We start from the raw sequence: 25,740 nt of genomic DNA, 5'->3' as shown, positions 1-25,740 counted from the left end.
CATGAGCGAGCTGAAGGGCAGGAAACTGGTACTGGGCGTGACCGGCGGCGTGGCGGCGTACAAGGCCGCCGAGTTGGTGCGGCTGCTCGGCAAGGCGGGGGCGGATGTCCATGTGGTGCTGACCGAGGGCGGCGTGCGCTTCGTCACGGCGGTGACGTTCCAGGCCCTGTCGGGTAACCCGGTGTGGACCGACCTGTGGGATCCGCGCATGGATAACAACATGGCCCACATCGACCTGACCCGCGACGCGGATGCGATCCTCATCGCGCCGGCGACTGCCGATGTGATGGCTAAGCTGGTCCATGGCCTGGCCGATGATCTGTTGACGACGCTCTGCCTGGCTCGGGAGTGCCCGCTGCTGGTGGCGCCGGCGATGAACCGCCAGATGTGGGAGAACCCGGCGACCCGGCGCAATGCCGCGCAACTCGTGGCCGACGGCGTGGGCCTGCTGGGGCCGGGGGCCGGCGAGCAGGCCTGCGGTGAGGTCGGGCTTGGACGCATGCTAGAGCCGGAAGAGCTCTGCGAGGCAGTGATCGCCTTCTTCCAGCCGAAGCTGCTGGCCGGGCGGCGTGTCGTGATGACGGCGGGGCCGACTTTTGAAGCCATCGATCCGGTGCGTGGCATCACCAACTCCAGCTCGGGCAAGATGGCCTACGGGCTGGCCCGGGCCTGTGCGCAGGCTGGCGCCGAGGTAACGCTGGTCAGCGGCCCGGTCGCCTTGCCGGTTCCGGCCGGCGTCGAAAAGCTTGGTGTGCGCAGTGCGCTCGAGATGCGCGAAGCGGTCTTTGCTGCGCTGCCCGGTGCCGATGTCTTCATCGGTGTGGCGGCGGTTGCCGACTACCGTCCGGCGACGGCGGCCGAGCACAAGATCAAGAAATCCGGCGCCGAGCTGAGCCTGACTTTGACGCCCAACCCGGACATCCTGGCCGAGGTTGCGGCCCTGCCGGAGCCGCCATTCTGCGTCGGCTTTGCGGCCGAGAGCCGCAACCTTGACGAATACGCGGAAGGCAAGCGCAAGGCCAAACAGCTGCCGCTGATCGTCGGCAACCTGGTGCAGGACGGCCTCGGCGGCGACGACAATCAGGTCGTGCTCTTCGACGACCAGGGGCGTCATCCGTTGCCCAAGGCGCCAAAGCCCGACGTGGCGCGCGCCATCGTGGCCCATCTGGCGGCCTTGCTGCCAGCTTCCTGATTAAATTGACTGACGACTCACGAGGCGACGCCATGCATAGTATTGACATCCGCATTCTCGACGAACGCTTGAAGGCGCAACCTCCGGCCTATGCCACAAGCGGTTCGGCCGGGCTCGACCTGCGCGCATGCCTGGATGCGCCGGTAGTACTCACGCCTGGGCATACCACGCTGATCCCGACCGGTATCGCCATTCACCTGGCCGATCCGGGATTGGCGGCGATGATCCTCCCGCGCTCCGGCCTGGGGCACAAGCACGGCATCGTGCTGGGCAACTTGGTCGGGCTGATCGATTCCGACTACCAGGGGCAGATCTTCGTATCGACATGGAACCGTGGCCATGACAGCTTCACGATCCAGCCTATGGAGCGCATTGCTCAACTGGTGATCGTGCCAGTGCTGCAGGTGGCCTTCAACGTGGTGGAGCATTTCGAGGAGAGCGACCGGGGCGCCGGTGGCTTCGGCAGTACGGGCAAGCATTGATGCATTACGCGGGGATTCCGACCGGCGTGCATGTATTGCTGGAGGATGGTGAGCGTGTGCTGCTGATGCGGCGTGCCGGAACCGGCTTTTTCGACGGGCTGTACAGCCTGCCTGGCGGGCACGTGGAGGAGGGTGAGTCCGTACGCCAGACGGCCATCCGGGAGATGAGCGAGGAGCTGGCTATCGAACTCGACGCGGCGGATCTTGAGATCGTCGGCGTGGTGCATCGCCGCTCGGACACGAACCGCATTGATTTCTTCCTGCGTGCACTCCGGTGGTCGGGAACACCGCGCATCGCCGAGCCGGACAAGTGCGACGATCTGCGCTGGTTTGAGCGTGATGTGTTGCCCGCGGCGACGGTTCCTTACGTGCGCGCCGCCCTGCTGGCCGGCGCCGGCCCGTGGATTCGGGAACTCGGCTGGTCGTGATCCAGACTCGCCGGCGCCCTGGGACGTCGGCAAGACTGACGTGACGATGACCTATTCGGGAACGCTGACGGTACCGGCGCTGTAGCTGATCGCATCCGCTGCGGCGGGACTAGCAGCGATCGGCGGAATGTTGCTGCCCGTCAGCGCTGGTGCGGCACCCGGCGTACCTCCCCGTGGCGTGGTACGGATGAGTTGGGACGGAGGAAGCGGCGCGCCGGTCTTCAGATGGGCATACATCAAGTCCATTGCCCGGTTGAAATACACATGCAGCGGTACCAAGCGGGAGTCGTAGCCCGGCAGCAGCGCGTTGTCGATGAAGGTGTCGAAGTGCTGCGCATTGGTAACCTCGTAATAACGCAGCTGGCTCTTGCTGCCATCAAGCTTCTGGCTGGCTCCGAAATAGGCGCGAGCGGCGTGATTCACCGGGATCAGCGTGTCCGAGCGGCCGGCGACGATGACTGTCGGCTTGCCGCCCAGTGCGCCGGAGGCCTGGACTTCGGCAATACCCTGCTTGATGCGTTCGGACTGTGCGAGATGCGTACCGCTGAGCTTGGCGCCGCTGACCGGATCGACGCCGGTGGCCAGCGCCCGGGCGCATAGCGCACCGTCCAGTGCACCGTCCGCGAGGCCCGTGGACGGTGAAATCGCCAGCACGTCGCGCAACGCGCCACCGCTGGCATCGTTGTAAACCAGGTTGATGCCGCTGGTCGGTGGCACGCCGTTGCCACTGGCAAAGATGCCGGCCTGGACGAGCGGATTGGTGGCCGTCACCTTCCCCAGGTCCGTGCTCGCGGTGACTGTGGTCGCGAAGCTGAAGCCGCAGACATTGTCGGCGACGCTAAAACGCCCGTAGGCGTTCAGGTAGGTGACCACGATCGAGGTGGTGGCGAAGGCATGGTGGGATGCGTGGTAGAGGTCGTGCTCGGTGCTCCAACCGTAGGCGTGCAGCTTCTGCATCGCTTCGTCGGCCTGTTCCTGCAAGGTCGCGCCGGTGAGCAGCCCCTTGGCCTTGAGCGCGGTACAGCGGTTGGTGCCGTAGGCGGCGACGAAGGCGACGCCCGGCGATCCATTGGCCATGCTTGGCGAGAGGGCCGCGCAGGGCTGGTACAGGTTGGCGTAAGTGAAGTAGTCGAGCAGCGGCTTGCCGATGGTGGCAACGGTGTTGCTGCCTTGCTTGATGGACAGCCCGCTGACGTCCTTCGGCTGGATCTGCGGTTCGCCGACCGCGATGCCGTCGATCAGGCCGAGCGTGTCCTGTTCCGCGGCCAGTAGGGCAGCGCCGCCGCCGTTGGAGACGGAGGACGCGAGTACCAGCGTATTGGCTGGCCGGATGGTGCGGCGTTTCTTGCCATTGGTGCCTGCAACTCCGTACTTCTCGTTGAGTACGTAGAAGGCGAAGCCGATCGCATCAAGGGTGTTGCGACCCCAGTCTTTTTCCGGGTTCTGCTGGGAGTGGGCGTGTTTGTAGGCGACGCGGTTCGGAAAGACCTGATTGAAGGCGTCGAGGGCGTTCTTGCTGAGGTCGGCGGCGAACAAGGCTCTCTTGCCGGCCGCGGCAGCGGTGACGACGGTGCCGTCGATGAGATTGACGGTATCCACCGTCAGGTCGTGCATGCCGTTGCCACTGCCTTTGTCGGTGTAGGCCACGGCGCAGCCATGCTTCAGCCCCCATTCCCCGGCGGTGCCGATGGCCCCATAGATGCCGCGGGAGCCCGACGACGTGGCGGTGACGATGCACGGATTGGCGCTGTCGAAGCTGTCCGGAACCTGGACCATCAGCGTCACCTTGCGCTTGCCGCTCATGTCGCCGGCGTAGGCAATGGCCTCGAGACCGCTGATTTTGCCTTCGCCGAGGGTGTCGCTACCGTGGATGTCGATGTTCGGCCCGAACAGGGTGCCGTAGCCGCTGGTGCTTTTGTTGGCGTTGACCAGTGCCCGGTAGTTGTTGTAGATGGCGTTGCGGCGCAGCTCCGCCGGGGTGGGGGTGGCTGGGTTGGCATACAGCGGGGCGGTCGCGCTGCCGAGCCCCGACTTGCCGAGGCCCGCGGTCAGCAGATCGTCCCTGTCGCCGTCGTAGGTGTGGGTGGTATAGGTGTCGGCCCATACGCGCTCTGGCAGCACGTTGTAGGTGACGAAGCCGCTGCCGCTCGGCTGGAGATCGACGAGGGTCAGCAGGCGATCGGTCTCGTCGCCGTCCGTGTCGGCCGTGCCCGGCGTGAAGCGGGCGCTGCGCAGGCTTTCGGGGCGTTTGCCGAGTTCTGCTTGCAGCGCGTCGAGGAGCTTGCTGTCGGCGTTGGCGACGGCACTGCCGCTGACATCCTTGAAGCTGCCCGAGGTGAAGGCGGCCTGCAGGGCATTGTTCGAGTCGGCGCCGAGCGCCAGCAGCGCAATGCTGTTGGTCGCGTTGTTGATGTTGGCGGGTTTGCCGGCGTCGTCGACGGCGACCAGGGCGTGCCAGATGCCTTTGCTGCCGGTAATCTGAAGCATGAAGGGGTAGCTCAGGCCGGTGATGTCAATGCTGAAATTGCCGTTGGCGTCGGTGGTGGCCTTGCGGGTTGTTCCGCTGGCGTCCTTGAGACTAACGGTCTTGTTGGCGATCGCGAGACCTTCGGCGGCAAAGCCGTTGAGGTTTGTCGTGCTGCTACCTTTGCCGCTACTACCGCCGCCGCAGGCGGTCAGGACCAGAGCGCCGCTGAGCGCGAGGGCAAGGGCTGACTGACGTATAGGGTATGTCATGTGTCTCCTCCTTGTTATGTTGCATGGAAATCCGAAAGGAGCTTCCATACTCATATTGGTTGGCGAGGGCTACGGATGACACTGGGGTTTACGCCAATCGGCAGGCGTCCGTTTATTGGGCGTTCAGGGCGCTGGATGGGGGGCGGTGGCTGGCGCCGGTGAGGCGAAGATGTTGCAGAAGCGCAGTTCCTGCGGATAGGGGTAGAAGTCCTCCACGTAGCCGTTGCGGATCTTGTCCTGGGCGTCCTGCCAGAAGGCCGGGTCAAGCAGCCTGCGGTGGTGCTTGAGGAAGGCCCTGCGGATCTTCGGCTGGCCGAGCAGAAAGGTGGCGAACTCTTCCGGGAAGATGTCCCGAGGGCCCGCCGAGTACCAGGGTTCGCCGGACATCTCCATCTCTTCGTTGGGGGCGGGCGGGATCTTGCGGAAGTTGCAGTCCGTCATGTATTCGATCTCGTCGTAGTCGTAGAAGACCACGCGTCCGTAGCGAGTGATGCCGAAGTTCTTCCACAGCATGTCGCCGGGGAAGATGTTGGCGATGGCGAGTTCGCTGATGGCCTGGCCGTATTCCCGCACGGCTTCGTCGATCTGCTCGTCCGTGGCCTTGCTCAGGTGGATGTTGAGCGGTGTCATGCGGCGTTCGATGTAGAGGTGCTTGATGACCAGGGTGTCGCCGTCCTCCTCTATGACTGACGGGGCGAGTTTCTTGAGCTGCTGGACCAGGTCCGGGTGGAAGCGGCTGCGCGGCAGGCCGACGTTGGAGAATTCGAGGGTGTCGGCCATCCGCCCGACGCGGTCCACCTGGCGGACCAGCAGGTATTTGCGCTTCACTGTGGCCCGGTCCATGTTCTTGGAACTGCCGAACACGTCCTTGATGATCTTGAAGACGTAGGGGTAGGACGGCAGCGTGAACACCAGCATGACCAGGCCGCGGATGCCCGGCGCCTCGATGAAGTGATCGTTGGAGTGGCGCAGATGGGCGATGAGGTCGCGGAAGAAGATCGTCTTGCCCTGCTTTCCCAGGCCCAGCATGGTGTACAGCTCGGAGCGTGGCTTGTTGGGCATGATGCTGCGCAGGAACTGCACGTAGCCGGACGGTACCTCCATGTCCACCAGGAAGTAGGCGCGCGACAGGGAGAACAGCAGCGAGATCCGCCAGGTGTCGAGCAGGATGGTGTCCAGGTACAGCTTGCCGGACTGGCCGTGGCGCACGGCGATCACGAAGGGGTATTCCTGGTAGCCGTTGATGGCCTTGCCGATGATGTAGGCGGTCTTGTTGCGATAGAAGGCCGAGTACAGCACCTGGATCTGGCAGTTCACCTCCATCCTGGGCCATTCGCCGATGTATTGCTCGACGGTGCGCATCACGTAGTCCACGTCGCGGTCGAGGTCCTCGAAGGGGCGCTGCCAGTCGAAGTCCTCGACGATCCGGCAGATGGTGGCGCGCAGGCCTTCGTCCTGGGGGTAGTAGCTGGAATAGGTGGGTGGGAAGGACTCGATGTAGTCCGTCGAGATGGCCGGGCGGGCGAAGATGTAGTCGTTGTTGAAGTAGTCCCGGTGCAGGATCTTGGTGGTCACCGAGTTGAAGAATGTCTCCGCCAGTTCGGGCTGCTTGTGTCTGATGAGCAGGCCGATGAAGTACAGCTTGACAGCCTGCCAGGTGGCGTCGTCGATGGATTCGGCGTCGAATTCCTCGTGCAATCGGAGCACGGCTTCGTTCACGCGGTCATCGTAGAACTGCACGCGCTCGCGCACGGCGGATAGCTGGCCCTGCCAATCGGCGGCTTCGTAGCTTTCCTTGGCGCGCCGGGAGGTTTCGCGAAAAATCCGGTAGTGCTTGTTGAAGCCCTCGATCATCGCCTGCGCGATGGCCTGGGCGACCGGGTTCTCGGTGCTGTGGGTCTCCATTCTTCCTCTCCTGGCATGCAGGAATTCCGGCGGTGAGCGTACGTGTGTGTATGCCGGACTAGACGGATTGCCGAGTCTAGCACCGCAGTCCGGTGACCGCGAAAGCGGCGGAGAAGGGCGCGCAGCAAGGGTCTTCAATGGAATGCCGGACGCTTCTAGAGGGCCTGTATTTCGGCCATAATCGTTGCACTTTGCTGCGGCCTGGAGGAGGGCCGGGCGGGGTAGACAGTGGATCGGCGGCCATGGACGGGCTCCGTGCTGCACGTCTCCGAGAACCAGAAAGTCGCGCGTGGCGAAAGCCGTGACCCGACCGATTCACCCACACATCCGCAACATAATTTGAGTTGAGGGGGTTGGAATGAGTACGTCTCTGATCAAAGTGCCGGCCGGCGGTGCAAAAATCGTCCCTGGCCAGGCCATTCCCGACAATCCCATCATCCCTTACATTGAGGGTGATGGCATTGGCGTGGACATCACGCCAGTGATGATCAAGGTGATCGATGCCGCGGTTGATAAGGCTTACGGCGGCAAGAGGAAGATCTACTGGATGGAGGTGTACGCGGGTGAGAAGTCCACCCAGCTGTACGGTCCGGACGAGTGGTTCCCGAAGGAGACCTTCGACGCCCTCAGGGAGTACTCGGTGTCCATCAAGGGGCCGATGACCACACCAGTAGGTGGCGGCATACGATCCCTCAACGTTGCGTTGCGCCAGGAACTGGATCTTTACCAGTGCGTGCGCCCGGTCCAGTACTTCCAGGGGGTGCCCTCGCCGCTGAAGAGTCCGGAGCTGGTGAATATGGTGATCTTCCGCGAGAACACCGAGGACATCTACGCCGGTGTCGAGTGGGCGGCCGAATCCGAGGGGGCGAAGAAGGTCATCAAGTTCCTGCTCGAGGAGATGGGGGTCAAGAAGATCCGTTTCCCCGAGACTTCCGGTATCGGCATCAAGCCGGTGTCCATCGAGGGGACGACGCGCCTAGTGCGGGCGGCCATCAAGTATGCGATCGACAATGACCGCAAGTCGGTGACCATCGTCCACAAGGGCAACATCATGAAGTTCACGGAAGGCCTGTTCCGTGACGTCGGCTACAAGGTGGCCCATGAGGACTTCGGCGCCGAGCCAATCGACGGCGGTCCGTGGTGCAAGTTCAAGAATCCGAAGACCGGCCGCGAGATCATCGTCAAGGATGCGATCGCCGACGCCTTCCTGCAGCAGATCCTGCTGCGTCCGGCCGAATACGACGTGATTGCCACCTGCAATCTCAATGGCGATTACATCTCGGATGCGCTGGCGGCCCAGGTCGGGGGCATCGGCATTGCGCCGGGGGCCAATATTTCCGACCAGTACGCCTGTTTCGAGGCAACCCATGGCACTGCGCCCAAGTACGCGGGGCTCGACAAGGTCAATCCCGGTTCCATCATCCTGTCCGCCGAGATGATGCTGCGTCATCTGGGGTGGACCGAGGCGGCCGACTTGGTCATCAAGTCCATGGAGGCGGCGATCTGCGACAAGATCGTGACCTACGATTTTGCGCGCTTGATGGACGGCGCGACCGAGGTGTCCTGTTCGGCCTTCGGAGATGCGATGATCGAACGGATGTAGCATCGGTTCTGTGGCGCCATGCCACCAGCGACCAATAGAAAAAAGCCCTCTCGCACGTGAGAGGGCTTTTTGCTGTCTTGCCAGCCCGCCTTGTGAGCGGGGGCTTGTCAGTCTCAGGCGCCGAAGGACTTCAGCGCAGCGTTCAGCGTGGGGCTGGGACGCATGATGGCCTTGCACTTCTCGGGATCGGCCTTGTAGTAGCCGCCGATGTCCGCGGGCTTGCCTTGTACGGTCTTCAGCTCGGCAACGATGTGGTCTTCGTTGTCGGTCAGGGTCTTGGCCAGCGGGGCGAAGTGGGCAGCCAGTTCGGCATCCTCGGTCTGGGCAGCTAGTTCCTGGGCCCAATAGGTGGCCAGATAGAACTGGGAGCCGCGGTTGTCGAGCTCACCGGTCTTCGGCGATGGCGACTTGCGGTTGTCGAGCAACTTGCCTGTGGCTGCGTCGAGGGTCTTGGCGAGCAGGACAGCACGCTTGTTGCCGGTCTTGATACCGAGGTCTTCCAGCGACACGGCGAGGGCCAGGAATTCACCCAGAGAATCCCAGCGCAGGTGGTTTTCTTCGGTGAGCTGCTGGACGTGCTTCGGCGCGGAGCCGCCGGCACCGGTTTCGTACATGCCGCCGCCGGCCATCAGCGGAACGATGGACAGCATCTTGGCGGAGGTGCCCAGTTCCATGATCGGGAACAGGTCGGTGAGGTAGTCGCGCAGGATATTGCCGGTCACGGAGATGGTGTCGAGGCCACGGATCACGCGCTCCAGGGTGTAACGCATGGCGCGGACCTGGGACATGATGTGGATCTCGAGGCCGGTGGTGTCGTGATCCTTCAGGTAGGTTTGAACCTTCTTGATCAGTTCAGCTTCATGCGGACGATAGGGGTCGAGCCAGAAGACCGCCGGGGTGTTGGAGTTGCGAGCACGGGTGACGGCCAGCTTGACCCAGTCACGGATTGGAGCGTCCTTGACCTGGCACATGCGCCAGATGTCGCCGGCCTCCACGTTCTGGGTCAGCAATACTTCGCCGGAGTCGATATCGACAATATTGGCGATGCCGTCTTCGGGAATCTCGAAAGTCTTGTCGTGGGAGCCGTATTCCTCAGCCTTCTGGGCCATCAGACCGACGTTCGGCACGGTACCCATGGTTTTCGGGTCGAAGTTGCCGTTGGTCTTACAGAAGTTGATCATCTCCTGGTAGATGCGGGCGAAGGTCGATTCCGGCATTACGCACTTGCTGTCGTATTGCTTGCCGTCTGCGCCCCACATCTTGCCGCCTTGGCGGATCATCGCCGGCATGGAGGCATCCACGATGATGTCGTTCGGGGAGTGGAAATTGGTGATGCCCTTGGCGGAGTCCACCATGGCCAGCTTCGGACGGTGCTCCTGGCAAGCGTGCAGGTCGCGGATGATTTCGTCGCGCTTGGATTCCGGCAGGGTTTTGATCTTCTCGTAGAGGTTGACCATGCCGTTATTGACGTTGATGCCCAGTTCGTTGAACAGGGCTTCATGCTTTTCGAAGGCTTCCTTGTAGAAGATCTTGACGCAGTGGCCGAAGACGATGGGGTGCGAAACTTTCATCATCGTGGCCTTCACGTGCAGGGAGAACAGGATGCCGGCTTCGCGGCAGTCTTCCAGTTCCTTCTCGTAGAAGTCGCACAGGGCCTTTTTGCTCATGAACATGGAGTCGATGATCTCGCCTTCCAGCAGAGCAAGCTTCGGCTTCAGCACGGTGATCTTGCCGCCAGCGGCGATCAGTTCCATGCGCACGTTGCGGGCCTTGTCCAGGGTCAGGGACTTTTCACCGTGGTAGAAGTCGCCGTGGTGCATGTGGGACACGTGGGTCCGCGACCAGGGCTTCCACTCGCCCATGGAGTGGGGGTTCTTGCGGGCGTAGTTCTTGACGGCGAGCGGGGCGCGGCGGTCGGAGTTGCCTTCGCGCAGCACGGGGTTCACCGCGGAGCCCAGGCACTTGCCATAGCGGGCGGCGATGGCTTTCTCTTCTTCGGTGGTCGGGTTTTCCGGATAGTCGGGGATGGCGTAGCCCTTGGACTGCAGCTCCTTGATACAGGCCTTCAGCTGGGCCACGGACGCGCTGATGTTGGGCAACTTGATGATGTTGGCGTCCGGCTCGAGGGTCTTCTTGCCCAGCTCGGCGAGAGTATTGGGGACGCGCTGCTCGGGGGCCAGGTTCTCGGGGAATTCAGCAAGGACACGGGCGGATACGGAAATGTCGGCCTTCTCGATTTCAATCCCCGCCGGGCTGGTGAAGGTCCGGATGATGGGGAGAAAAGCGCAGGTGGCGAGGAGCGGCGCCTCGTCAGTCAGCGTGTAGATGATCTTCGATTGTCCAGTGCTCATTCTGTGTCTTCCCTCTTGCGAATTTTGATTTTGAGCGTCACGACAGTGACGGTGCGGGCCGCGTAGCCCCCCCGATGTGTCCTTTCAGGCACGCCTTCCAAAATAGCATGGTTCCCGATTCATTGCACCGGTCGGAATGTCTTCCCGGCATCCGAAATGAAGGGTTGCGAGACGGAAAAAAGCCCGCCCTGCAATGCAGGGCGGGCTTTTCAACCAGGCTCGGAGGCCGGAGCCTCTTAGCTTGGTTCGTGGCTTAGGCAGCCTTCTTGGAGGAAGCCTTGGCCGGGGTGGAGGCGCTGACGGCCTTCACGGTGGCGCTGGTGGCAGCGGCAACGTTGGCTTCGGCGATCTCGGCGACTTGCTTGGCGGCCTTGGTCACGCTGTCGTAAGCGGAGTTGGCGGCAGCGATGGCGGACTTGACGGCAGCCACGGCGACGTCGGAACCTGCGGGAGCGGACTTGGCAGCCTTGTCGAGAGCGGCGGCGAAGTTCTTGTTGGCTTCAGCGACTTGGGCTTCGAACAGCTTGGACACTTCTTCCTGGGTCTGGGAAGCGATCTCGTAGATGCTGCGGGAGTAGGCGACAGCCTTTTCCACGACGGGCTGGGCCAGGGCGGATTGCAGGGCGATCAGTTCCTGCACGTCCTTGGCGGCCAGCAGGGACTTGGCGGAGGCCACGCTGTCTTCCAGCACGGCACGGGCGGTGTTCAGGTTCAGGGCAGCGATACGCTCGGCGCTGGCGAAGGCGGTGTTGGCCAGGGTCAGCAGGGTTTCGACATTGGCCTTGTTGGCGGCAACGATTTGCTCGGGGGTGCTCATGACAATCTCCTTGAGTGAATGGATGAAATGCATTCTCGTCGGTCTTGCAATGCCCCTAGGTTGGTGCGTTGCAACATGAGGACCATTATATTCGCGTCGAAGGGGCTGTCAACATCTATTTGTTGCGCCGCACAAAAATCTTTATCTGCTTTTAATCTTATTGAAAGAAAAGAAAAATTTGAAAGTGTAGAGGCATTGTGAATAATCTCGGAGAGCCAGGGCTGGTGCGGCTGTCAGCCCTGGCGCATTGCGCCAGAACGCTTACGGAGCAGGGCTGGCTTCGCCCTTTTTCTTGGGCTGGATCGTGACCTGCACGCGGCCCTGCTGGCTGGGAATCGTGGTTGCGTTGGGGCCGTTGGTCACGACGTAGGTCTCGGTGACCCCGTTGTACTGGATGTACTGGCCACGGACTTCATCGTCGCCGTTCTTCACGTGGGCGCGCTGGAAGAACTGGGAGAGCTCGCTCCTGGCATCGTGTTCGATGCGCTCGCCTTCTCCGTCGACCCACTCGTTCTTGCCTTCCCGCTTCTGGCGGAAGCGGGCCAGGCCGCCTTCGCCGCCGGTGGCGATACCACGTTGGTAGCCTTCCATATCCTGGCTGACGACCAGTTTGTCGCTGCGGATGGTCAGGGTGCCTTGGGTCAGCACTACGTGGCCTTCGAAGATGTGGATCTTGTTCTTGTCGTCCACTGTGACCCGGTCGGCTTCAATGTTGACCGGCTTGCTGCGGTCGGCCTTTTCGGCAAAGACGAAGGAGGTGGAGAGGGCAAGGAGGGCGAGCAGCACAAACTGCCGGTGTGTCTTATTCATGGCTTCGGCGTTGGAGTGGTGCGATAGAGAGTGCCGCGGACTTGGCCGTGCAGGCGGACCTCGCCGGCCACATTGTCGCTGTCCATGTGCTCAGCGGTGATCACCGTCTGGCCCTGGGTGAGCTTCACGGGTTTGTCGGCGCGCATCTTCTCGTCGTCCGGCCAGACCGTCATCTGGTCGGTGCGCAGGGTGGATTCGGGTTTGCCCTTGTAGGCAGCGCGGCGTAGCAGGACTTGGTCGGTCAGGACGACGGTCTCGCCGTCCTTGCTCACCGTCGCGAATTCGGATTCGATGCGTACCGGCTCGGGGCGGTTCAGGTAATCCAGCCGTGGCCGAACGAGTTCGGTGGACTCGTCGTCGCCGTAGTGAACCATGCGGTCGGCAACCAGCACGTACTGGACCTTGCCGGTCAGATCGAAGCGTCGCAGGGTCAGGTTCTCCGCCGAGAAGTCGGCTTCGTGGCGACTCTTGTCCGTCTTGACTGTTTGCTCCTGCTGGGTGATCCGGTCCAGCCAGACGCTGACGCCGGCCATGATGGTCAGGACGACGAGCGGGAAGAAGCTGTGGCTGCGTCGATTCATGGCCGGCTCGCGGGAATGGGGCGATGATGTCGCAACATCAGATCACTTTTGCACGCATGAGGTCGTGGTGGTTCAACGCACCGACCAAGCGGCCATCAGCGGTGGCGACCAGCAGTTCACTGATGCGCAGGCGCTCCATCATCTCGGCTGCTTCGACGGCCAGCGCACCGGCGTGGATGGTCTTGGGGCTGCGGCTCATGACGTCGGCGATACGCGCAGTATTGAAGTCGCACCCGCTGGCCAGGGAGCGGCGCAGGTCGCCGTCCGTGTAGATGCCTACGATGTGGTCGTTGTCAGCGACGATGGCGGTCATGCCGAGGCCGGCACGGGTGATTTCCATCAGTGCATCGCTGAGCAACGCGTCTTCGCCAACTCGGGGGATCGCGTCACCACTGCGCATGATGTCCTCCACGCGGGTCAGCAGGCGCCGTCCCAGGGCCCCGCCGGGGTGGGAGCGGGCGAAATCGTCCGGCCCGAAGCCGCGGGCGTCGAGCAGCGCGACGGCCAGCGCATCCGACAGCGCCAGCGCCGCGGTGGTGCTGGCGGTGGGAGCAAGATTGAGCGGACAGGCTTCTTCCTTGATCGCGCCATCCAGATGCACGTCGGCCTCCTGCGCCAGCGGCGAGTCGGGGTTGCCGGTCAGTGCGATCAAGCGAGCGCCCTGCCGCTTGACGAGAGGCACGATCTTAAGGAGTTCCTCGCCGGTACCTGAATAGGAAATCGCGATCAGCACATCGTTGGCGGTGATCATGCCGAGGTCGCCATGGGCGGCTTCGGCAGCGTGCACGAAGTATGCTGGGGTTCCGGTGCTGGCCAGTGTAGCTGCAAATTTGCGGCCGATATGACCGGACTTGCCGACGCCGGAAACGATGACCCGTCCATGGGACGAGAGGATCAGGTCCACCGCCTCGACGAAACTGTCATCGAGGCGGATAGAGAGCTGACGCACCGCCTCCGCCTCGATGTCGAGGACGCGGCGCGCAAGCTCCAGAACACGGGTGTGCGCAGCGGCAATCGGGGCTGGGCTCATGGGAACGGCGCGTATAATTGGGTACGGCAGTATATCAGATCGATTAATTCGCCTATTCAGGGCGAACCTTTGCATGCCTATGATCAACACGCTTGAGCTGGTGCTCGTCCTTCTTGCCGGAGCCGTGCTGGTGGTCGGTATCCTCCGGTCGCTCAACCTGCCGCCGGTGCTGGGTTACTTGATGGTCGGAGCGGCTGTCGGCCCGCACGCGATGAGCCTGATGCAGGATTCCGACGGCGCCCGTTACCTGGCCGAGTTTGGCGTGGTGTTCCTCATGTTCACCATTGGGCTGGAGTTCTCCCTGCCTCGTCTGTACAGCATGAAGCGCACCGTGTTCGGTCTTGGATCGGTCCAGGTGCTGGGCACCACGCTATTGACGATGCTGGTCGGCACCATCGCTGGGCTCAACTGGGGTGCCAGCTTCGCGTTGGGGGGCACGCTGGCCATGTCGTCGACGGCCATTTTGTCGAAGCTGTTGTCGGATCGCCTGGAACTGGATTCAAAGCACGGGAGGGAAACGATCGGCGTGCTGCTGTTTCAGGATCTGGCCGTGGTGCCCTTGCTGATCCTGATTCCGGCGCTGTCGCGTCCGGCCGACGAATTGTTCGGCACGCTGGCGTTGGCGGCTGGCAAGGCGGTGCTTGTGCTCGGCCTGGTACTGTTCATCGGCCAGAAACTGATGCGGAGCTGGTTTTTTCTGGTTGCCCGGCAGCGTTCTGCCGAGCTGTTCATGCTCAACGTGTTGTTGATCACCCTGGGTTTGGCCTGGCTGACCGAGGTGGCGGGCCTGTCGATGGCGCTGGGCGCTTTCCTGGCGGGCATGCTGATCTCCGAAACGGAATACCGCTATCACGTGGAAGAGGACATCAAGCCCTTTCGCGACGTGCTGCTTGGCTTGTTCTTCGTGACTGTCGGGATGTTCCTCGATGTGGGGCAGATCATCCTCAGCCTGCCGATGGTGCTGGCCATGCTGGCGGCGCTGTTGGTTGGCAAGTTCCTGATCGTTGGTGCCGCGTCGCGAATGCTGGGGGCCAGCCAGGGCACGGCGGCGCGGACCGGTCTGTGGCTGTGCGCGGGAGGCGAGTTCGGTTTCGTGCTGTTGTCGCAGATCGATGAGGCACATCTGCTGCCGCCGGCCTTGTCGCAGGTGGTAGTTGCGGCGATGGTGTTGTCGATGCTGCTGGCCCCGCTGGTCGTGCAGTACAGCGAAAGGATCGTACTGCGCCTGGTTCCGTCGGAGTGGATGACCCGCTCTCTGCAACTGACGAATATCGCCACCCAGTCGATGTTCGTCGACAAGCACGCGATCCTGTGCGGCTTCGGGCGCAACGGCCAGTATCTCGGCCGTCTGCTCGAGCAGGAAGGCATCACCTATATCGCCCTCGACCTCGATCCCGAGCGGGTGCGCGAGGCAGCCGCTGCCGGCGAAACCGTGGTGTTCGGCGATGCAGCGAAGCGCGAGACCCTGATGGCTGCCGGGATTTCCCGGGCCTCGGTGGTGGTGATCACTTATGCCGACACCAATGCGGCGCTGCGGGCGATGAGTCAGGTGCGTGCCTGTCGTCCGGACGTGCCGGTGGTAGTGCGGACTGCGGACGAGGTGGACCTGGAAAAGCTGCAGCAGGCCGGGGCCGCGGAGGTGGTTCCGGAAGCAGTCGAGTCGTCGCTGATGCTGGCGTCCCATGCGCTGGCCTTGCTCGGCGTACCGTTGCCGCGGATCCTCAAGCGAATCCGCGAGATCCGCGCCGAGCGTTATCACCTGTTGCGCGGTATCTACCGTGGCGGCGAGCACCTGCACGAGGAGGCGCTCGAGGAGCGTCAGCAGACCCGTCTGCACTCGGTGGTCATGGATGCCGGGACATATGCCATCGGACGCAGTCTGGCGGATCTGCGCCTGAACGAACTTGGCGTGGAGGTCAGTGCGCTCCGGAGGCAGCGGGTCCGGGTGGACGATCCGACGCCGGAGACCTGCCTGGAACTCGACGACGTGTTGGTGTTGCTAGGCACGCCGTCGCAGTTGGCCAATGCCGAGACCCGGCTCTTCAAGGGTTTGTGAAGGCGGATTTTTCACTCTTTTTCAGTAGCTGGCGCAAACCGTGTAAAGGTCGGCGTCGACGAGTTTGTCAGGCGCGATGGCCGAGCCGCTGCTGGTGCCATCGCTCAGCAGCCGCACTGATCCACTGTCAGGCCGGCCATCGTCCAGCGCGATGTCTATCTGGCGCGCAAAACTGCCGGACAGCTTGTCCTGGCAGACGAAGAAGCTTCCGTTCCAGCCGGCGATCGGACTTGTGCCGGTGACGCCGATTCGCCCGCCTACGGCATTGCGGGGCAGCCAGTCCTGTACGGACACGCCTTCGGCGCCCGGATTTCGACCATCACCACCGGCGAAATTGGCAAGGCGGATGTGCTGCCAGAACAACACGCTTTCGTCGGTGGGTGTCACGGAATTCCAGAACCCCTCGAGGCGTCCGTTGCCCGGCGTTCCCCCTGTGCTGGCGGCGATTGCACCCGCGAGACGGGTTGCTACGTTTGCATCATCGCCGGGAAGTGCGCGGAAGCGGTCCTGATAACCGAAAGCATAGGTCGAGGTGCTGCGGAAATCGTTCATCACGTTCTTCACCTTCGCGCCGTTGATGAGCTCCTGTCCTTTCAGAACGCCGCCCAGCAATAGCCCGATGATGACCAGGACTACCGCTATTTCGACCAAGGTGAAGCCGTACTGTCGCTTTTTCATGAGTGTGCCTCTGGTTGACCGGAGACTCCAGTCGGGCTCCGGATGAAGTGATATGGAAGTCTCATATTAATCTATATGTCATTTTTTGGTGAGGCTTCCGGCACATTTTCAGGGGAAATTTCCACTACTGATCAGGCGGTTGGCGATGAGATTGGGGGATAGCCAGGTGAGCCGATCGTCGAAGGCGCCGCCTGGGGCAGCGGCATTCTCCGACAGGCTACGGCTGTAGAACTGGCGGCCGCTCAATGTGGTGTTGATGGCCTCGTCCGAGCCGCTGGCGGGAGGCGGGAAAGCCTGACCGTCGCCGGTGGTGGCGCCTAGTCCGTTGGCGCCGTGCGACAGGACCAACACCGGTGTCCGACCACCTTCAGTGGTCAGCTTGAGCACTTCGCCATTGCTATTGCGCGTGAAGACGTCGATGTCGCCCTCGTTCAGGGCTGCGATCTTGGTCGTGTAGCTGTCGGTTACTGCATAGCGAAGGCGTCGCCCCCAGCCGTCGGTGCCGTTGATGCCGAGTGTTGCCCATGGGAGAAGCCCCGTATATGTCTGACAGAAGCCCGCGTTGCGGTTTTCGCTACCGTCCGTCGCGCTCTTGGCAGGGCACGGAAACGCGCCTTTGCGGATTGCATGGCCGAGGAGTGCGTCCCGTGCCTCCGCCAAGGCCTCGTCCGTATTCGCCTCGGCACGGCGGGCAAGTTGTGCCCTGAGGCCGGCGCTGAGCCCGCCAGCCAGCAAGGTCAGAATCAGCATGACCACAGCCATCTCGACAAGGGTGAAGCCGGCTGCGTGGTGTGAGTGGAAAGGACTGCGTGCGGGTGTCATGGCAGGCAGAGGGCGACGTCGCCCGAATTCGTGTTGTTGTCACCGGGCTTCAGGGCTATTTGCCCGGGTAACGCATGCAGTTGGCCGGCGGAAAGACCTGCTAGGGTTGGCGCCTCGAGATACTGGGCGGTCATCTGCTTGTCCTGCGGGCTGATCCGTTGTTGGGCGGGGGCTTCGCTGCGACGTTCTCCGCCGAACAGCAGGGCGCCGCGGCACGGGCCTTCGGGCGAAGTCAGGCAGGGGCCGCCGTCGGTACAGAGGCCGTAGCGCATCAGTTCGCTCCAGTTTCCCGCGATGTCGCGTCTGTCGGGGGTGGTACAGAGACCGTTCAGGGTATTGAGGGCGGGAAGGCTGCCGAGCAGGATGGGGCCGAAGGGCTGCGCCGCGAGGGGTATCGGCAGGTTGGCTTTTTCCAGGCATTCGGCCACAGCCTGCAGGCTGCCTTGCAGGTGTTGGGCGTAGTCGTTACGTTTTTTCAGCTGATTGAAGATCTCTCCGCCGGTTAGGCTGATTATTACGTCATTGCCTGCCTCCGCATCGGTGCGTACTTCGACGATGTTGTTGCTTGTGCTACCAAGCACTTCCAGATAATGCTCAAGTTGCGCCATCTGGCCGTCGCCGCAGCGTCCCTGGCCGGCAGTACGGTGCTGCTGGGGGAGGGGCAGGCCGGGGGCGAAGACGATCGCAGCCGCGAGGCCTTGCTGGTCGCCGGCCAGCATGATGGGATGGCCTGCCCGGTCGAGTAAGCGGAACTGGCCGATGCTGTCCCAGTTCAGGCTGTCGGCTTTGGGGTTGTTCTTGAAGCTGCCGGCAACGGCATACCACAGGCACTCTCCAGTACCATCGCGCAAATCGGGAAGATTGAGCGTCCGATAGGGCAGGCGGCCGACGCTGGGCTGGTCTTTGGCTCCACAGGTTTCAGAGGAGCCGTCACCGTCCAGATCGGGGCATGGCAGATAGCCGAAGTCGGCGCTGGGATGGCCGTTGTTGCGGTAGTTGGCGGCGAAGCCGAGCAGCGCGTCCTTGGCCATCGCCAGGGCATGAGTGGTCTGGACTTCCCGTCTTAGATTGCGGGCGGCTAGATCCGCCCCGGTGCCGGTGTGTGCCAGTAGCCAGCCGAGCCCGCCTAGCGACAGCAGAAGAATCAGGATAGGGAGTATAAGGCCTCGCTGCCGGCGGGAGGGGGTCATGGCCGGGGCGTGAGATAAGGGCCTCCGACCTGCAGGCGCTGGGTTCGTCCGCCACTGGTGGTGATGCTGGCGGTGGCGTCTTGTGGATGGATTTGCAGGGGAGAGGCGGGCCTTGCCTTGCCATCCAGGAAGAGTGTCGGTGGACCGTCACTACGGGTGATGAAGCCGTCGAGCCGTGGTGGTGGTTCGACGCGTGCGGGGGCCCGCCGCTCACGGTCGATCTGCAGGCGCTCCGCGGGAGAAAAGAACAGCCGTCCCAGCGACTCGCCGTAGCTCTTGTCTGAGGCGGCGAGACAGATGATGCCCAGCAGGATGCATGTCGATTGAATATTCATTTCGACATGAATTTAGCATAAAAAAGGGCGCCGCAAAGGGCGCCCCGACAGACATGCTATGTCTGTGCCTCAGGTTCCCGCAGCGATGACCCGGTTCTTGCCGGAGCGCTTGGCGATATACATCGCCTTGTCGGCGCGGTCGAGCGCGTCTTCAGGGGATTCGTGCTCGTAGAGTTCGGCGACGCCGGCGCTGAAGGTGATCAACAGCTTCTGCTGGCGGGCCAGGAAGAAACGTTTGGTGAGGGCGCGCTGCAGGCGCGTCAGGGTGGCGACTGCGCTATCCAGGGTGGTGTCCGGAAGGAGGATGACGAACTCTTCGCCGCCGTAGCGGGCGACGGAATCCTGTGGGCGCATGTTTTCACGAACGACGTCGACGAGGTGCTGCAGCGCTTCGTCACCGGTCTGGTGTCCATGCACATCGTTGATCTGCTTGAAATTATCCACGTCAAGCAGCCCGATGCAGAGTGCTGTGCCGCGACGTCGTGCCAGGGAGGTTTCGCGGGTCAGGGCCTCGTCCAGTCCTTTGCGGTTGAGGACGCCGGTGAGGGGGTCGTGGCGGATCAACTCGCTGGTCTGTTCCAGCTCGAGTTGCAGGCGCGTGATCTCGGCATTGGCGTCGTTGACCCGTGAGTGCAGCTCTTCGATCTCATTGCGGGAACGCAGCGTGGACTCCTGGACAGTACGGGTTTCACGCATGACCTCGGCAATCACGTTGGTGAGTTCGCTGATGTCGGCGGCACCTTCGATGCGTTTGGCGCATTGCTCGATCTTGTTGTGGTACTCGCCGGTGGACTCGGAAAAGGCACCCAGGCGGTCCACGAAGCTGGCCAGCATCTGCTTGAGCCGACTTTGAGCGTCGCTCAGTTCCAGCTTGAGGGCGCCCTGACGGTGGATCACGTCGCGCAACCGGCTTTCCAGTTCGCCCAGTGTGCGGACGTCCAACGGTCGCTCGAACATTTCGCCCATCAACACGATTTGGCCGCGCAGCCAGCGGTCGTCGAGGACCAGTTCGCTGATGTTCGCTAGAAGCAGCTGCAGCACCCTTTGCAGGGCGTCGCGTATGGCGTGCTGATCTTCGGCAACCCACTCGAGGCCGGTACGGAGCTTGTCCAGGCGCTCGAGCAGCATGGCTGGTGGCATGCTGTCCAGGCCTTGGCGCAGCATAGCGGCGAGCTCACGGGCCTCTGCAGGCAGTTGGGTGCTTGCCAGTTGGGGCTGGCCGGCAAGGCTGTCAAGCAGCGCCGCCAGGAGATCCGCGTAGACGGGGCTGGGAGGGGCGCCAATGGTGGAGGCGGCCTCGGTTTCGTTGGGTGAAGTATTGCTGATGACCGGAGGAGGAAGGTCACCTGGCATGGCCTCGTCGTCGTCGCTGCGACCCCAGGCTCGGAGCAAGCCCTGCAAGCGCTCGAAGAGTTTGGCCGTATTGCTGCTGGAACCGGTCAGGACGCGCTCCAGCATCTCTCGCTTGCGCGCCTGTGTCAGGCCCGTCTGACGGCGGTCCCATTCGGTAAGCAGGTCGCGCAGCAACACGGCCCAATTGAGTTCGGGTCTGCCGGAAATCGAGAGCTTGTCGACCAGGAGACCACGCAGTGCGGACCATTCCCCTTCGGCGACAGCCGCTTCGAAATCCAGCGCCAGACGCAGAGCGTCCTGATTGTTGCGTGGCAGTGCCGACGCAATCTGCTTGAGGGCGCGCTCCGGGAAGATGTCTTCGGCGACCGACCCGGCAATCTCGTGGTAGAGCGCCCGGTAATTGTCCGGGGTTGGGGCAATACGCCGCAGCGCAAGCTGGCGCAGCGTTTCTCGGGCAACTTCAGAAGGTTGGCTGGTGTCGGTCATCTGCGGGCGGCGCGACGGGGGAAGGCGTTGGATCATCCGGCGTACTGGCTCTCTGCGTGATGAGACTGGTCCAAACTCAGGTCTCTACAGGCATCGGAATCATGACGGTTGCGCCGATAACGGCCGTCAGGAAATGGTCTTGAGGCGGATGGTGGCCCAATATGCAAAAAATGGTGACGGCGGTCCATGCTTATTCGGCGAGACCGTGTTTGAGTCCGTAATGGGTGAGTTCGGCGTTGTTGCGCAGGTTCATTTTTTCGAGCAGTCGGGCCCGGTAAACGCTGACTGTCTTGACGCTCAGGTTGAGGGCCTCGGCAATCTCGGCCGGGGTCTTGCCGGAGGCGATCAGGCACAGGGTCTGGTACTCCCGGTCGGACAGTTTCTCGTGGGCGGGGCGCTCGCTGCCCTCTCCGATAGCGTTGACAAGCTCCTCGGCCAAGGAAGGGCTGACATATTTCTTGCCGCTTGCCACCTGCCGGATGGCTGTGACCAGCAGATCAGGGGCGCTCTGTTTGGTGAGGTAGCCCGCTGCGCCGGCCTTGAGGGCGCGGATCGCATACTGCTCTTCCGGATACATGCTGAGGATAAGCACTGGCAGGCGAGGAAATTCCTTCTTGATCAACTTGAGCGCATCAATGCCGTTTCGGTCGGGCATCGAGACGTCCATCAGGACCACGTCCCATTCCCCGCCACGGACCATCTGTACGGCCTCCACGCCGTTGTCGGCTTCGCCGGCGACAGTCAGGTCGGGGGTGTCGGAAAGGATCTGGCGCAGGCCTTGGCGCACGATCGCATGATCGTCGGCAATCAGGACACGAATCGGTTTGCTCATGGACGGAGTTTCCTGTCGTTCGACTTTTCTTCAGATATCGCGGGGTGTAGCGGCGCCCTCAGGACGAGGCGGGCGCCCTGCGGCTTGGCTGGCCCGACTTCGAGTTGCCCTCCCAGGCTTGAAAGTCGTTCGCGGATGCCGCGCAGACCGAACGAATGTGGCTTCAAAAGGTCTCCAGCGGCGATGCCGCAACCGTCATCGGCGATTTCGAGCACGGCTTCGTCCCCGTCCTGCAGCAGGCGTACGTTTACCTGGCTGGCCAAGGCGTGTTTGCTGACGTTGGTCAGCGCCTCCTGAAAGATCCGGAAGAAGGCCAGCGCCGTGTCGTAAGCCGGTGCGAGATCATGATCGGTGCACAGAATGTTACAGGCGATACCTGTGCGTTGGGCAAAGTCTTCACCCTGAGATTCGATGGCTGCCGCCAGGCCGAAGTCCTTCAGGATGCCCGGGCGCAACTCACGGGTAACACGGCCCGCCGTGGCGATCGCATCGTCCAGCATGTGGATGACATTGCGGACGCCGTCAGTGGCCTCGGCAGGGCTGGCGCGCAGTTTTGCTTCAAGCCGAGCCATTTCGAACTTCATTGCTACTAGCGTGCCTCCGAGAACGTCGTGGACATCCCGGGCGATGCGCTCGCGCTCCTCTTCCTTGATGCGCTGCAGGTGATTCGATAGCGCAGCCAGCTGGCTGCGGGACTCGCGCAGGTCGGCTTCAACGCGCTTGCTGTGGGTGATGTTCCACATGACCCCTTCCCACACTGTGTTGCCATTTTCGGACAGACGCGGGGAGCTGCGCAGGTTGATCCATTTCTGTTCCCCCGACGGTAACTGGATGCGGCCTTCCCAGTTGAGCGTGCATAGCTGGTCGGCGGAACTGGCCGCTGCGGCCACGAGTCCTGGCAGGTCATCGTCGAGGAGCCAGGTCATCCAGCTCGCCGAGCCGCCGACGAGTTCGTCGGCCCCGGTGCCGAAGAGCATGGCGGCCGCTTCGCTGAGATACTGGAAGCCGAGCATGCCGTCCGGGGTGTAGCCCATCTGGAAGACCACGCCGGGGATGTTGTCGGTGAGCGCGCGCAGACGGGCTTCGCTCTGCCGCAGCGTCTGCTCGGCAAGGCGCTTTTCCCGGCGGTTGGCAACCTCCCTCAACTCTCGTTCGACGGCGGGAATCAGCCGGTCGAGTTTGCGTTTACTGAGATAGTCGTGGGCTCCTGCACGCATGGCGGCAATCGCCTCGTCTTCCTGCATGATGTCGGAGACGATAATGAAAGGCAGGTCGAGGGCGAGTTCCCGTAACACCCCAAGGGCTGCCTGCATGCTGCAGCCGTGCAGGTTGCGGTCACACAGGACGACGTCCCAGTGCTCTTGCAGGAGGGCCTCGCGAAGCTCGGCCTCCGAGGCCAGGCGTCGATGCCATGGAGCGTAGCCGGCGGACCGGAAGCGCCGGAGCAGCAGGAGTGTGTCGTTTTCTGAGTCCTCGATGAATAGCAGCCGGATCGAGGGCTTGCTGGTGCGGCCTGTTTCGATGGGCGGTGCCTCCGGACGCGGCGCAATGGACATTGGGCGATCAGCGTGCTGCGCGAATGGATCGGTTTGTTTATAATCCGCCCCTCGCTCGGGGCTTGGTAATCTTCAAGGATAGTGCAGGCGTGCCTTTTCAGTCCATGTTGATAGTGGGCTGGAACGAGCGGAATGATGCCGGTGTAGCTCAGTTGGTAGAGCAGCGCACTTGTAATGCGAAGGTCGAGGGTTCGATTCCTTTCACCGGCACCAATGGATTCAAAGATTTAGGCCGATCCGGGTGGGTCGGCCTTTTCACAGGGGTTACGCCGGGGTTACGGTTCAGTCAAACTCGCCCGATCATGGACATGCATGGATTGTTGGGGGTCGTCGTCATCTTGGGCTGTGTCTTTGCTGCCATCGCAGCGGCAGTGTTGTTTTTCCGCGACATGAAAAACAGCAAGCGAGCCGAGCAACGCCGGCAGCAACTCGTTTCGCGCCTGCGACCGAAGTAGCTGGCGCCGTTGGTGCTGCAGGCTGCTTTCATGTGCGCCAATTTTCGCCCACCCTCCCCGGAGGCGCTTTCGGCCTTCCCGCTGCCGCCGCCGGATTTCGCCTACGGCGAGGCTTATCCCAGGTCTGTCGTCCCCATCGTTACGAACTTTGCGCCGCGTATCTGGGTGCCAGCCTGCTTCGGTCTGATTCCAGCCTGGGCCAAAGACGCGAGGATCGCTCGCTCCACCTATAACGCTCGCACGGAAACCCTCGCAGAAAAGCCATCCTTCCGTAATGCCTGGACTCGCGGCCAGCTGTGCATCATCCCGGCAGAGATTCTCTACGAGCCATGTTACGAAACAGGGCGTTCCGTACGCTGGCAGATTCGACGACAGAATGTCCGGCCGATGGGGATTGCCGGGCTGTGGGAGCGAGTGGTGCAAGGCGACGGGCAGGTCGTCTGGTCGATGGCCATGCTGACGGTCAATGCAGATGGGCACGCTCTTTTCGAACGGTTCCACAAGCCCGGCGACGAGAAGCGTGCTGTTGTGATCCTGCCTGATGGTGCCTGGGGGGCGTGGCTGAGGGCGCGTTCGGAGGATGAGGCGAGGGCGCTATTGACGCTCACGGAGCCCGCTGGACTGATCATTGGTCCGGCGCCCCGCGAGGGTAAGTAGGTCAGGGGCGGGTGCCCTGGAAGAACAAGCCGTTGCTGCGGGTTGCGTTAGGGGCTACTAGGTAGAGCTGCTTGTTGGGGATGTCATAGAAGCCGACCCCGCTCACCGTGTCGGTGCCGAACGTACAGGAGCCGCCGCGGAAAGTGATGGACAGGTTGAATACGTTGACCGACCCGCGTGGTGTGGCAATCCCGGAAAAGCTGCAGTTCGATGCAACACCCGTGATGGTGCCGTTGGCCTGAAGGGTCATGAATGCGGGCTGGGGCTGGGCTCCAGTGGGCGAAAGGGTGTTGCCCGCATAGGTGCCGGTTGCCAGTGCGGCATTGGCTGGCTGCTCATAAACCGGGTTGTACTGGGTCGAGAAGGCGAAGGACTCCCGGTTTTTGTTGGTCAGAACGCCACTGAGCGACGACTTGGCGAAGTAGCTGGCGGAAATGCTGACCGGATTGACTCCGGAGCCGTCGAAGTTGATGTCCACCGCGTCCCGTGCCGTGAAGTTGCCATTGCTGGCCTGGCCTGTGCCAGCAACAACGCCGGCAATCATGTCCTTGTTGTCCTTGGCTGAATAGACCGCATAGAAGCTGCCGTCATTGAGAATCACGCCGTAGATGCCAGCCGAACTGTCGCTCGTGCCCCGCCACATGCCTTCCGCGGTGTCTGAGGCAATCAGCGAGGGATTCGGGGCTCCACTGTTGTTACTGCCGTTGCCTGCATTTACGGTGTTCCCGCCGCCGCCCCCGCAGGCGGCCATGGACAAGGACAGGAGCAGGGTGGTTGAGGTTTGAATATGGCGGGGCATGAGCACATTCCTGAGTATCGACCGATAGCGTGGCTTGCCAGAAAGGATGGGGATTCCTGAATTCCCAATTGTCCTAGAGTCGTCTGTTTCTGACGGGTTATTCGAGGCACATGAAAGATGTGCCGTATTACCAATTCGATGTGCCGGTTGTATGGCAATGGCGTATTTCGGCGTCGGCTGTGAGGACCGGCTTCCCCGGCGATTTTCATGATCTGCTTCAATGGTTCGGGGCTGATGGCGATGCACTCTAGGGGACTGGTGTGAGTGCGTTCGCGAAAAAGCTTGGCAAAGCGCGAACAAGTAGGTAATATCCGCCCCTCTCCGACGCGGGGTGGAGCAGTCTGGCAGCTCGTCGGGCTCATAACCCGAAGGTCGCAGGTTCAAATCCTGCCCCCGCAACCAGTTTCAAGCGAAAAGGCTCAATCACTCAGGTGGTTGAGCCTTTTCGCTTCATGGGCTGCATCGGCACCGTTGCAGGATGCTGCGCCCTCGTGCGGTGCCATAGCCCCCGGTTTTGATCGTTTGTGGTGCATGCGTTTGCTGGATACGGCGGGCATGATCGACATATGCACAGCCTTGGTGCATA

At 62.3% G+C, this 25,740-nt stretch carries 21 protein-coding genes and 2 tRNA genes; 8 read left to right on the top strand and 15 right to left on the bottom strand.

Annotated features, from left to right (window positions below):
* Window position 1 precedes the first annotated feature (1 nt).
* From coaBC to AC1PPK_RS24555, 3 genes are read left to right on the top strand one after another with little or no spacing between them, the layout of a single operon-like run.
* The gene (gene coaBC / locus AC1PPK_RS24565; RefSeq protein ID WP_481115597.1) at window positions 2–1,192 is read left to right on the top strand and encodes a bifunctional phosphopantothenoylcysteine decarboxylase/phosphopantothenate--cysteine ligase CoaBC; all 1,191 of its coding nucleotides are present in this window, start codon (window positions 2–4) and stop codon (window positions 1,190–1,192) included.
* Between the two features lie 32 nt (window positions 1,193–1,224).
* Window positions 1,225–1,674 (top strand): dUTP diphosphatase, encoded by a 450-nt coding sequence (dut, locus tag AC1PPK_RS24560; protein ID WP_481115596.1) that lies wholly within the window; start codon window positions 1,225–1,227, stop codon window positions 1,672–1,674.
* Window positions 1,674–2,102 (top strand): NUDIX hydrolase, encoded by a 429-nt coding sequence (locus AC1PPK_RS24555; protein WP_481115595.1) that lies wholly within the window; start codon window positions 1,674–1,676, stop codon window positions 2,100–2,102. The genes dut and AC1PPK_RS24555 overlap by 1 nt, the downstream gene beginning before the upstream one ends.
* A gap of 51 nt (window positions 2,103–2,153) precedes the next feature.
* Here AC1PPK_RS24555 and AC1PPK_RS24550 read toward each other — a convergent pair whose 3' ends face one another.
* The gene (locus AC1PPK_RS24550; RefSeq protein WP_481115594.1) at window positions 2,154–4,838 is read right to left on the bottom strand and encodes a 3-hydroxybutyrate oligomer hydrolase family protein; all 2,685 of its coding nucleotides are present in this window, start codon (window positions 4,836–4,838) and stop codon (window positions 2,154–2,156) included.
* A 123-nt stretch (window positions 4,839–4,961) separates the two neighbouring features.
* Window positions 4,962–6,743 (bottom strand): bifunctional isocitrate dehydrogenase kinase/phosphatase, encoded by a 1,782-nt coding sequence (gene aceK / locus AC1PPK_RS24545; RefSeq protein WP_481115593.1) that lies wholly within the window; start codon window positions 6,741–6,743, stop codon window positions 4,962–4,964.
* Between the two features lie 358 nt (window positions 6,744–7,101).
* On the opposite strand from aceK, the gene icd reads away from it, so the two are divergent.
* Entirely contained in the window at window positions 7,102–8,346 is a 1,245-nt protein-coding gene (gene icd / locus AC1PPK_RS24540) for an NADP-dependent isocitrate dehydrogenase (RefSeq protein WP_481115592.1), read from the top strand.
* Between the two features lie 113 nt (window positions 8,347–8,459).
* Here the strand turns inward: icd and AC1PPK_RS24535 are convergent, their stop codons facing one another.
* The 5 genes from AC1PPK_RS24535 to AC1PPK_RS24515 all read right to left on the bottom strand — a co-directional run bounded on the left by AC1PPK_RS24535 (window position 8,460) and on the right by AC1PPK_RS24515 (window position 13,935).
* Window positions 8,460–10,697, bottom strand: coding sequence for an NADP-dependent isocitrate dehydrogenase (locus AC1PPK_RS24535; RefSeq protein ID WP_481115591.1), 2,238 nt, complete (start codon window positions 10,695–10,697; stop codon window positions 8,460–8,462).
* 253 nt (window positions 10,698–10,950) lie between these two features.
* Complete coding sequence (locus AC1PPK_RS24530) at window positions 10,951–11,514, bottom strand: phasin family protein (RefSeq protein ID WP_481115590.1); 564 nt, start codon at window positions 11,512–11,514, stop codon at window positions 10,951–10,953.
* A 261-nt stretch (window positions 11,515–11,775) separates the two neighbouring features.
* Window positions 11,776–12,324: a lipopolysaccharide transport periplasmic protein LptA gene (lptA, locus tag AC1PPK_RS24525; RefSeq protein ID WP_481115589.1), complete on the bottom strand. Its 549-nt coding sequence runs from the start codon at window positions 12,322–12,324 to the stop codon at window positions 11,776–11,778.
* Complete coding sequence (lptC, locus tag AC1PPK_RS24520) at window positions 12,321–12,905, bottom strand: LPS export ABC transporter periplasmic protein LptC (RefSeq protein ID WP_481115588.1); 585 nt, start codon at window positions 12,903–12,905, stop codon at window positions 12,321–12,323. The genes lptA and lptC overlap by 4 nt, the downstream gene beginning before the upstream one ends.
* A 37-nt stretch (window positions 12,906–12,942) precedes the next feature.
* On the bottom strand, window positions 12,943–13,935 hold the full coding sequence (locus AC1PPK_RS24515; protein ID WP_481115587.1) for a KpsF/GutQ family sugar-phosphate isomerase: 993 nt from the start codon (window positions 13,933–13,935) through the stop codon (window positions 12,943–12,945).
* Window positions 13,936–14,014: 79 nt separating this feature from the next.
* On the opposite strand from AC1PPK_RS24515, the gene AC1PPK_RS24510 reads away from it, so the two are divergent.
* Window positions 14,015–15,991 carry a monovalent cation:proton antiporter-2 (CPA2) family protein gene (locus AC1PPK_RS24510; protein WP_481118265.1) on the top strand — a complete coding sequence of 659 codons (1,977 nt, stop codon included), beginning with the start codon at window positions 14,015–14,017 and terminating at the stop codon, window positions 15,989–15,991.
* 21 nt (window positions 15,992–16,012) lie between these two features.
* Here the strand turns inward: AC1PPK_RS24510 and AC1PPK_RS24505 are convergent, their stop codons facing one another.
* The 7 genes from AC1PPK_RS24505 to AC1PPK_RS24475 form a co-directional block, all read right to left on the bottom strand.
* The gene (locus tag AC1PPK_RS24505; protein WP_481115586.1) at window positions 16,013–16,669 is read right to left on the bottom strand and encodes a prepilin-type N-terminal cleavage/methylation domain-containing protein; all 657 of its coding nucleotides are present in this window, start codon (window positions 16,667–16,669) and stop codon (window positions 16,013–16,015) included.
* Window positions 16,670–16,777: 108 nt separating this feature from the next.
* On the bottom strand, window positions 16,778–17,491 hold the full coding sequence (locus AC1PPK_RS24500) for a type II secretion system protein (protein WP_481115585.1): 714 nt from the start codon (window positions 17,489–17,491) through the stop codon (window positions 16,778–16,780).
* Entirely contained in the window at window positions 17,488–18,681 is a 1,194-nt protein-coding gene (locus AC1PPK_RS24495; RefSeq protein WP_481115584.1) for a hypothetical protein, read from the bottom strand. The genes AC1PPK_RS24500 and AC1PPK_RS24495 overlap by 4 nt, the downstream gene beginning before the upstream one ends.
* Complete coding sequence (locus AC1PPK_RS24490; protein ID WP_481115583.1) at window positions 18,678–19,016, bottom strand: hypothetical protein; 339 nt, start codon at window positions 19,014–19,016, stop codon at window positions 18,678–18,680. The genes AC1PPK_RS24495 and AC1PPK_RS24490 overlap by 4 nt, the downstream gene beginning before the upstream one ends.
* A gap of 69 nt (window positions 19,017–19,085) precedes the next feature.
* Window positions 19,086–20,891 carry a GGDEF domain-containing protein gene (locus AC1PPK_RS24485; RefSeq protein WP_481115582.1) on the bottom strand — a complete coding sequence of 602 codons (1,806 nt, stop codon included), beginning with the start codon at window positions 20,889–20,891 and terminating at the stop codon, window positions 19,086–19,088.
* Window positions 20,892–21,045: 154 nt separating this feature from the next.
* Window positions 21,046–21,687 (bottom strand): response regulator, encoded by a 642-nt coding sequence (locus AC1PPK_RS24480; RefSeq protein ID WP_481115581.1) that lies wholly within the window; start codon window positions 21,685–21,687, stop codon window positions 21,046–21,048.
* Entirely contained in the window at window positions 21,684–23,243 is a 1,560-nt protein-coding gene (locus tag AC1PPK_RS24475; RefSeq protein ID WP_481115580.1) for a PAS domain-containing sensor histidine kinase, read from the bottom strand. Before AC1PPK_RS24475 ends, AC1PPK_RS24480 begins: the two co-directional genes overlap by 4 nt.
* 137 nt (window positions 23,244–23,380) lie before the next feature.
* Here AC1PPK_RS24475 and AC1PPK_RS24470 point away from each other — a divergent pair.
* Both AC1PPK_RS24470 and AC1PPK_RS24465 read left to right on the top strand, forming a co-directional pair.
* Window positions 23,381–23,456, top strand: a tRNA-Thr gene (locus AC1PPK_RS24470).
* A 272-nt stretch (window positions 23,457–23,728) separates the two neighbouring features.
* Complete coding sequence (locus tag AC1PPK_RS24465) at window positions 23,729–24,355, top strand: SOS response-associated peptidase (RefSeq protein WP_481115579.1); 627 nt, start codon at window positions 23,729–23,731, stop codon at window positions 24,353–24,355.
* Between the two features lies 1 nt (window position 24,356).
* Here AC1PPK_RS24465 and AC1PPK_RS24460 read toward each other — a convergent pair whose 3' ends face one another.
* Entirely contained in the window at window positions 24,357–25,154 is a 798-nt protein-coding gene (locus AC1PPK_RS24460; RefSeq protein ID WP_481115578.1) for a hypothetical protein, read from the bottom strand.
* 325 nt (window positions 25,155–25,479) lie between these two features.
* On the opposite strand from AC1PPK_RS24460, the gene AC1PPK_RS24455 reads away from it, so the two are divergent.
* Window positions 25,480–25,556: transfer RNA gene (locus tag AC1PPK_RS24455), tRNA-Met, on the top strand.
* Window positions 25,557–25,740: the final 184 nt, after the last annotated feature.

The organism is Zoogloea sp. JDB1, assembly GCF_056724025.1.
This window is presented reverse-complemented; position numbering and strand designations above follow the sequence as displayed.

Bases quoted from the DNA above. Each gene is read 5' to 3' on its own strand.
- lptA (WP_481115589.1), bottom strand. From the start codon at position 12,324: ATGAATAAGACACACCGGCAGTTTGTGCTGCTCGCCCTCCTTGCCCTC.
- AC1PPK_RS24535 (WP_481115591.1), bottom strand. From the start codon at position 10,697: ATGAGCACTGGACAATCGAAGATCATCTACACGCTGACTGACGAGGCG.
- aceK (WP_481115593.1), bottom strand. From the start codon at position 6,743: ATGGAGACCCACAGCACCGAGAACCCGGTCGCCCAGGCCATCGCGCAG.
- AC1PPK_RS24475 (WP_481115580.1), bottom strand. From the start codon at position 23,243: ATGTCCATTGCGCCGCGTCCGGAGGCACCGCCCATCGAAACAGGCCGC.
- AC1PPK_RS24555 (WP_481115595.1), top strand. From the start codon at position 1,674: ATGCATTACGCGGGGATTCCGACCGGCGTGCATGTATTGCTGGAGGAT.
- coaBC (WP_481115597.1), top strand. From the start codon at position 2: ATGAGCGAGCTGAAGGGCAGGAAACTGGTACTGGGCGTGACCGGCGGC.
- AC1PPK_RS24460 (WP_481115578.1), bottom strand. From the start codon at position 25,154: ATGCCCCGCCATATTCAAACCTCAACCACCCTGCTCCTGTCCTTGTCC.
- AC1PPK_RS24485 (WP_481115582.1), bottom strand. From the start codon at position 20,891: ATGATCCAACGCCTTCCCCCGTCGCGCCGCCCGCAGATGACCGACACC.
- AC1PPK_RS24505 (WP_481115586.1), bottom strand. From the start codon at position 16,669: ATGAAAAAGCGACAGTACGGCTTCACCTTGGTCGAAATAGCGGTAGTC.
- AC1PPK_RS24550 (WP_481115594.1), bottom strand. From the start codon at position 4,838: ATGACATACCCTATACGTCAGTCAGCCCTTGCCCTCGCGCTCAGCGGC.
- AC1PPK_RS24515 (WP_481115587.1), bottom strand. From the start codon at position 13,935: ATGAGCCCAGCCCCGATTGCCGCTGCGCACACCCGTGTTCTGGAGCTT.
- AC1PPK_RS24465 (WP_481115579.1), top strand. From the start codon at position 23,729: ATGTGCGCCAATTTTCGCCCACCCTCCCCGGAGGCGCTTTCGGCCTTC.
- AC1PPK_RS24500 (WP_481115585.1), bottom strand. From the start codon at position 17,491: ATGACACCCGCACGCAGTCCTTTCCACTCACACCACGCAGCCGGCTTC.
- AC1PPK_RS24510 (WP_481118265.1), top strand. From the start codon at position 14,015: ATGATCAACACGCTTGAGCTGGTGCTCGTCCTTCTTGCCGGAGCCGTG.
- AC1PPK_RS24530 (WP_481115590.1), bottom strand. From the start codon at position 11,514: ATGAGCACCCCCGAGCAAATCGTTGCCGCCAACAAGGCCAATGTCGAA.
- lptC (WP_481115588.1), bottom strand. From the start codon at position 12,905: ATGAATCGACGCAGCCACAGCTTCTTCCCGCTCGTCGTCCTGACCATC.
- AC1PPK_RS24495 (WP_481115584.1), bottom strand. From the start codon at position 18,681: ATGACCCCCTCCCGCCGGCAGCGAGGCCTTATACTCCCTATCCTGATT.
- dut (WP_481115596.1), top strand. From the start codon at position 1,225: ATGCATAGTATTGACATCCGCATTCTCGACGAACGCTTGAAGGCGCAA.
- AC1PPK_RS24480 (WP_481115581.1), bottom strand. From the start codon at position 21,687: ATGAGCAAACCGATTCGTGTCCTGATTGCCGACGATCATGCGATCGTG.
- AC1PPK_RS24490 (WP_481115583.1), bottom strand. From the start codon at position 19,016: ATGAATATTCAATCGACATGCATCCTGCTGGGCATCATCTGTCTCGCC.
- icd (WP_481115592.1), top strand. From the start codon at position 7,102: ATGAGTACGTCTCTGATCAAAGTGCCGGCCGGCGGTGCAAAAATCGTC.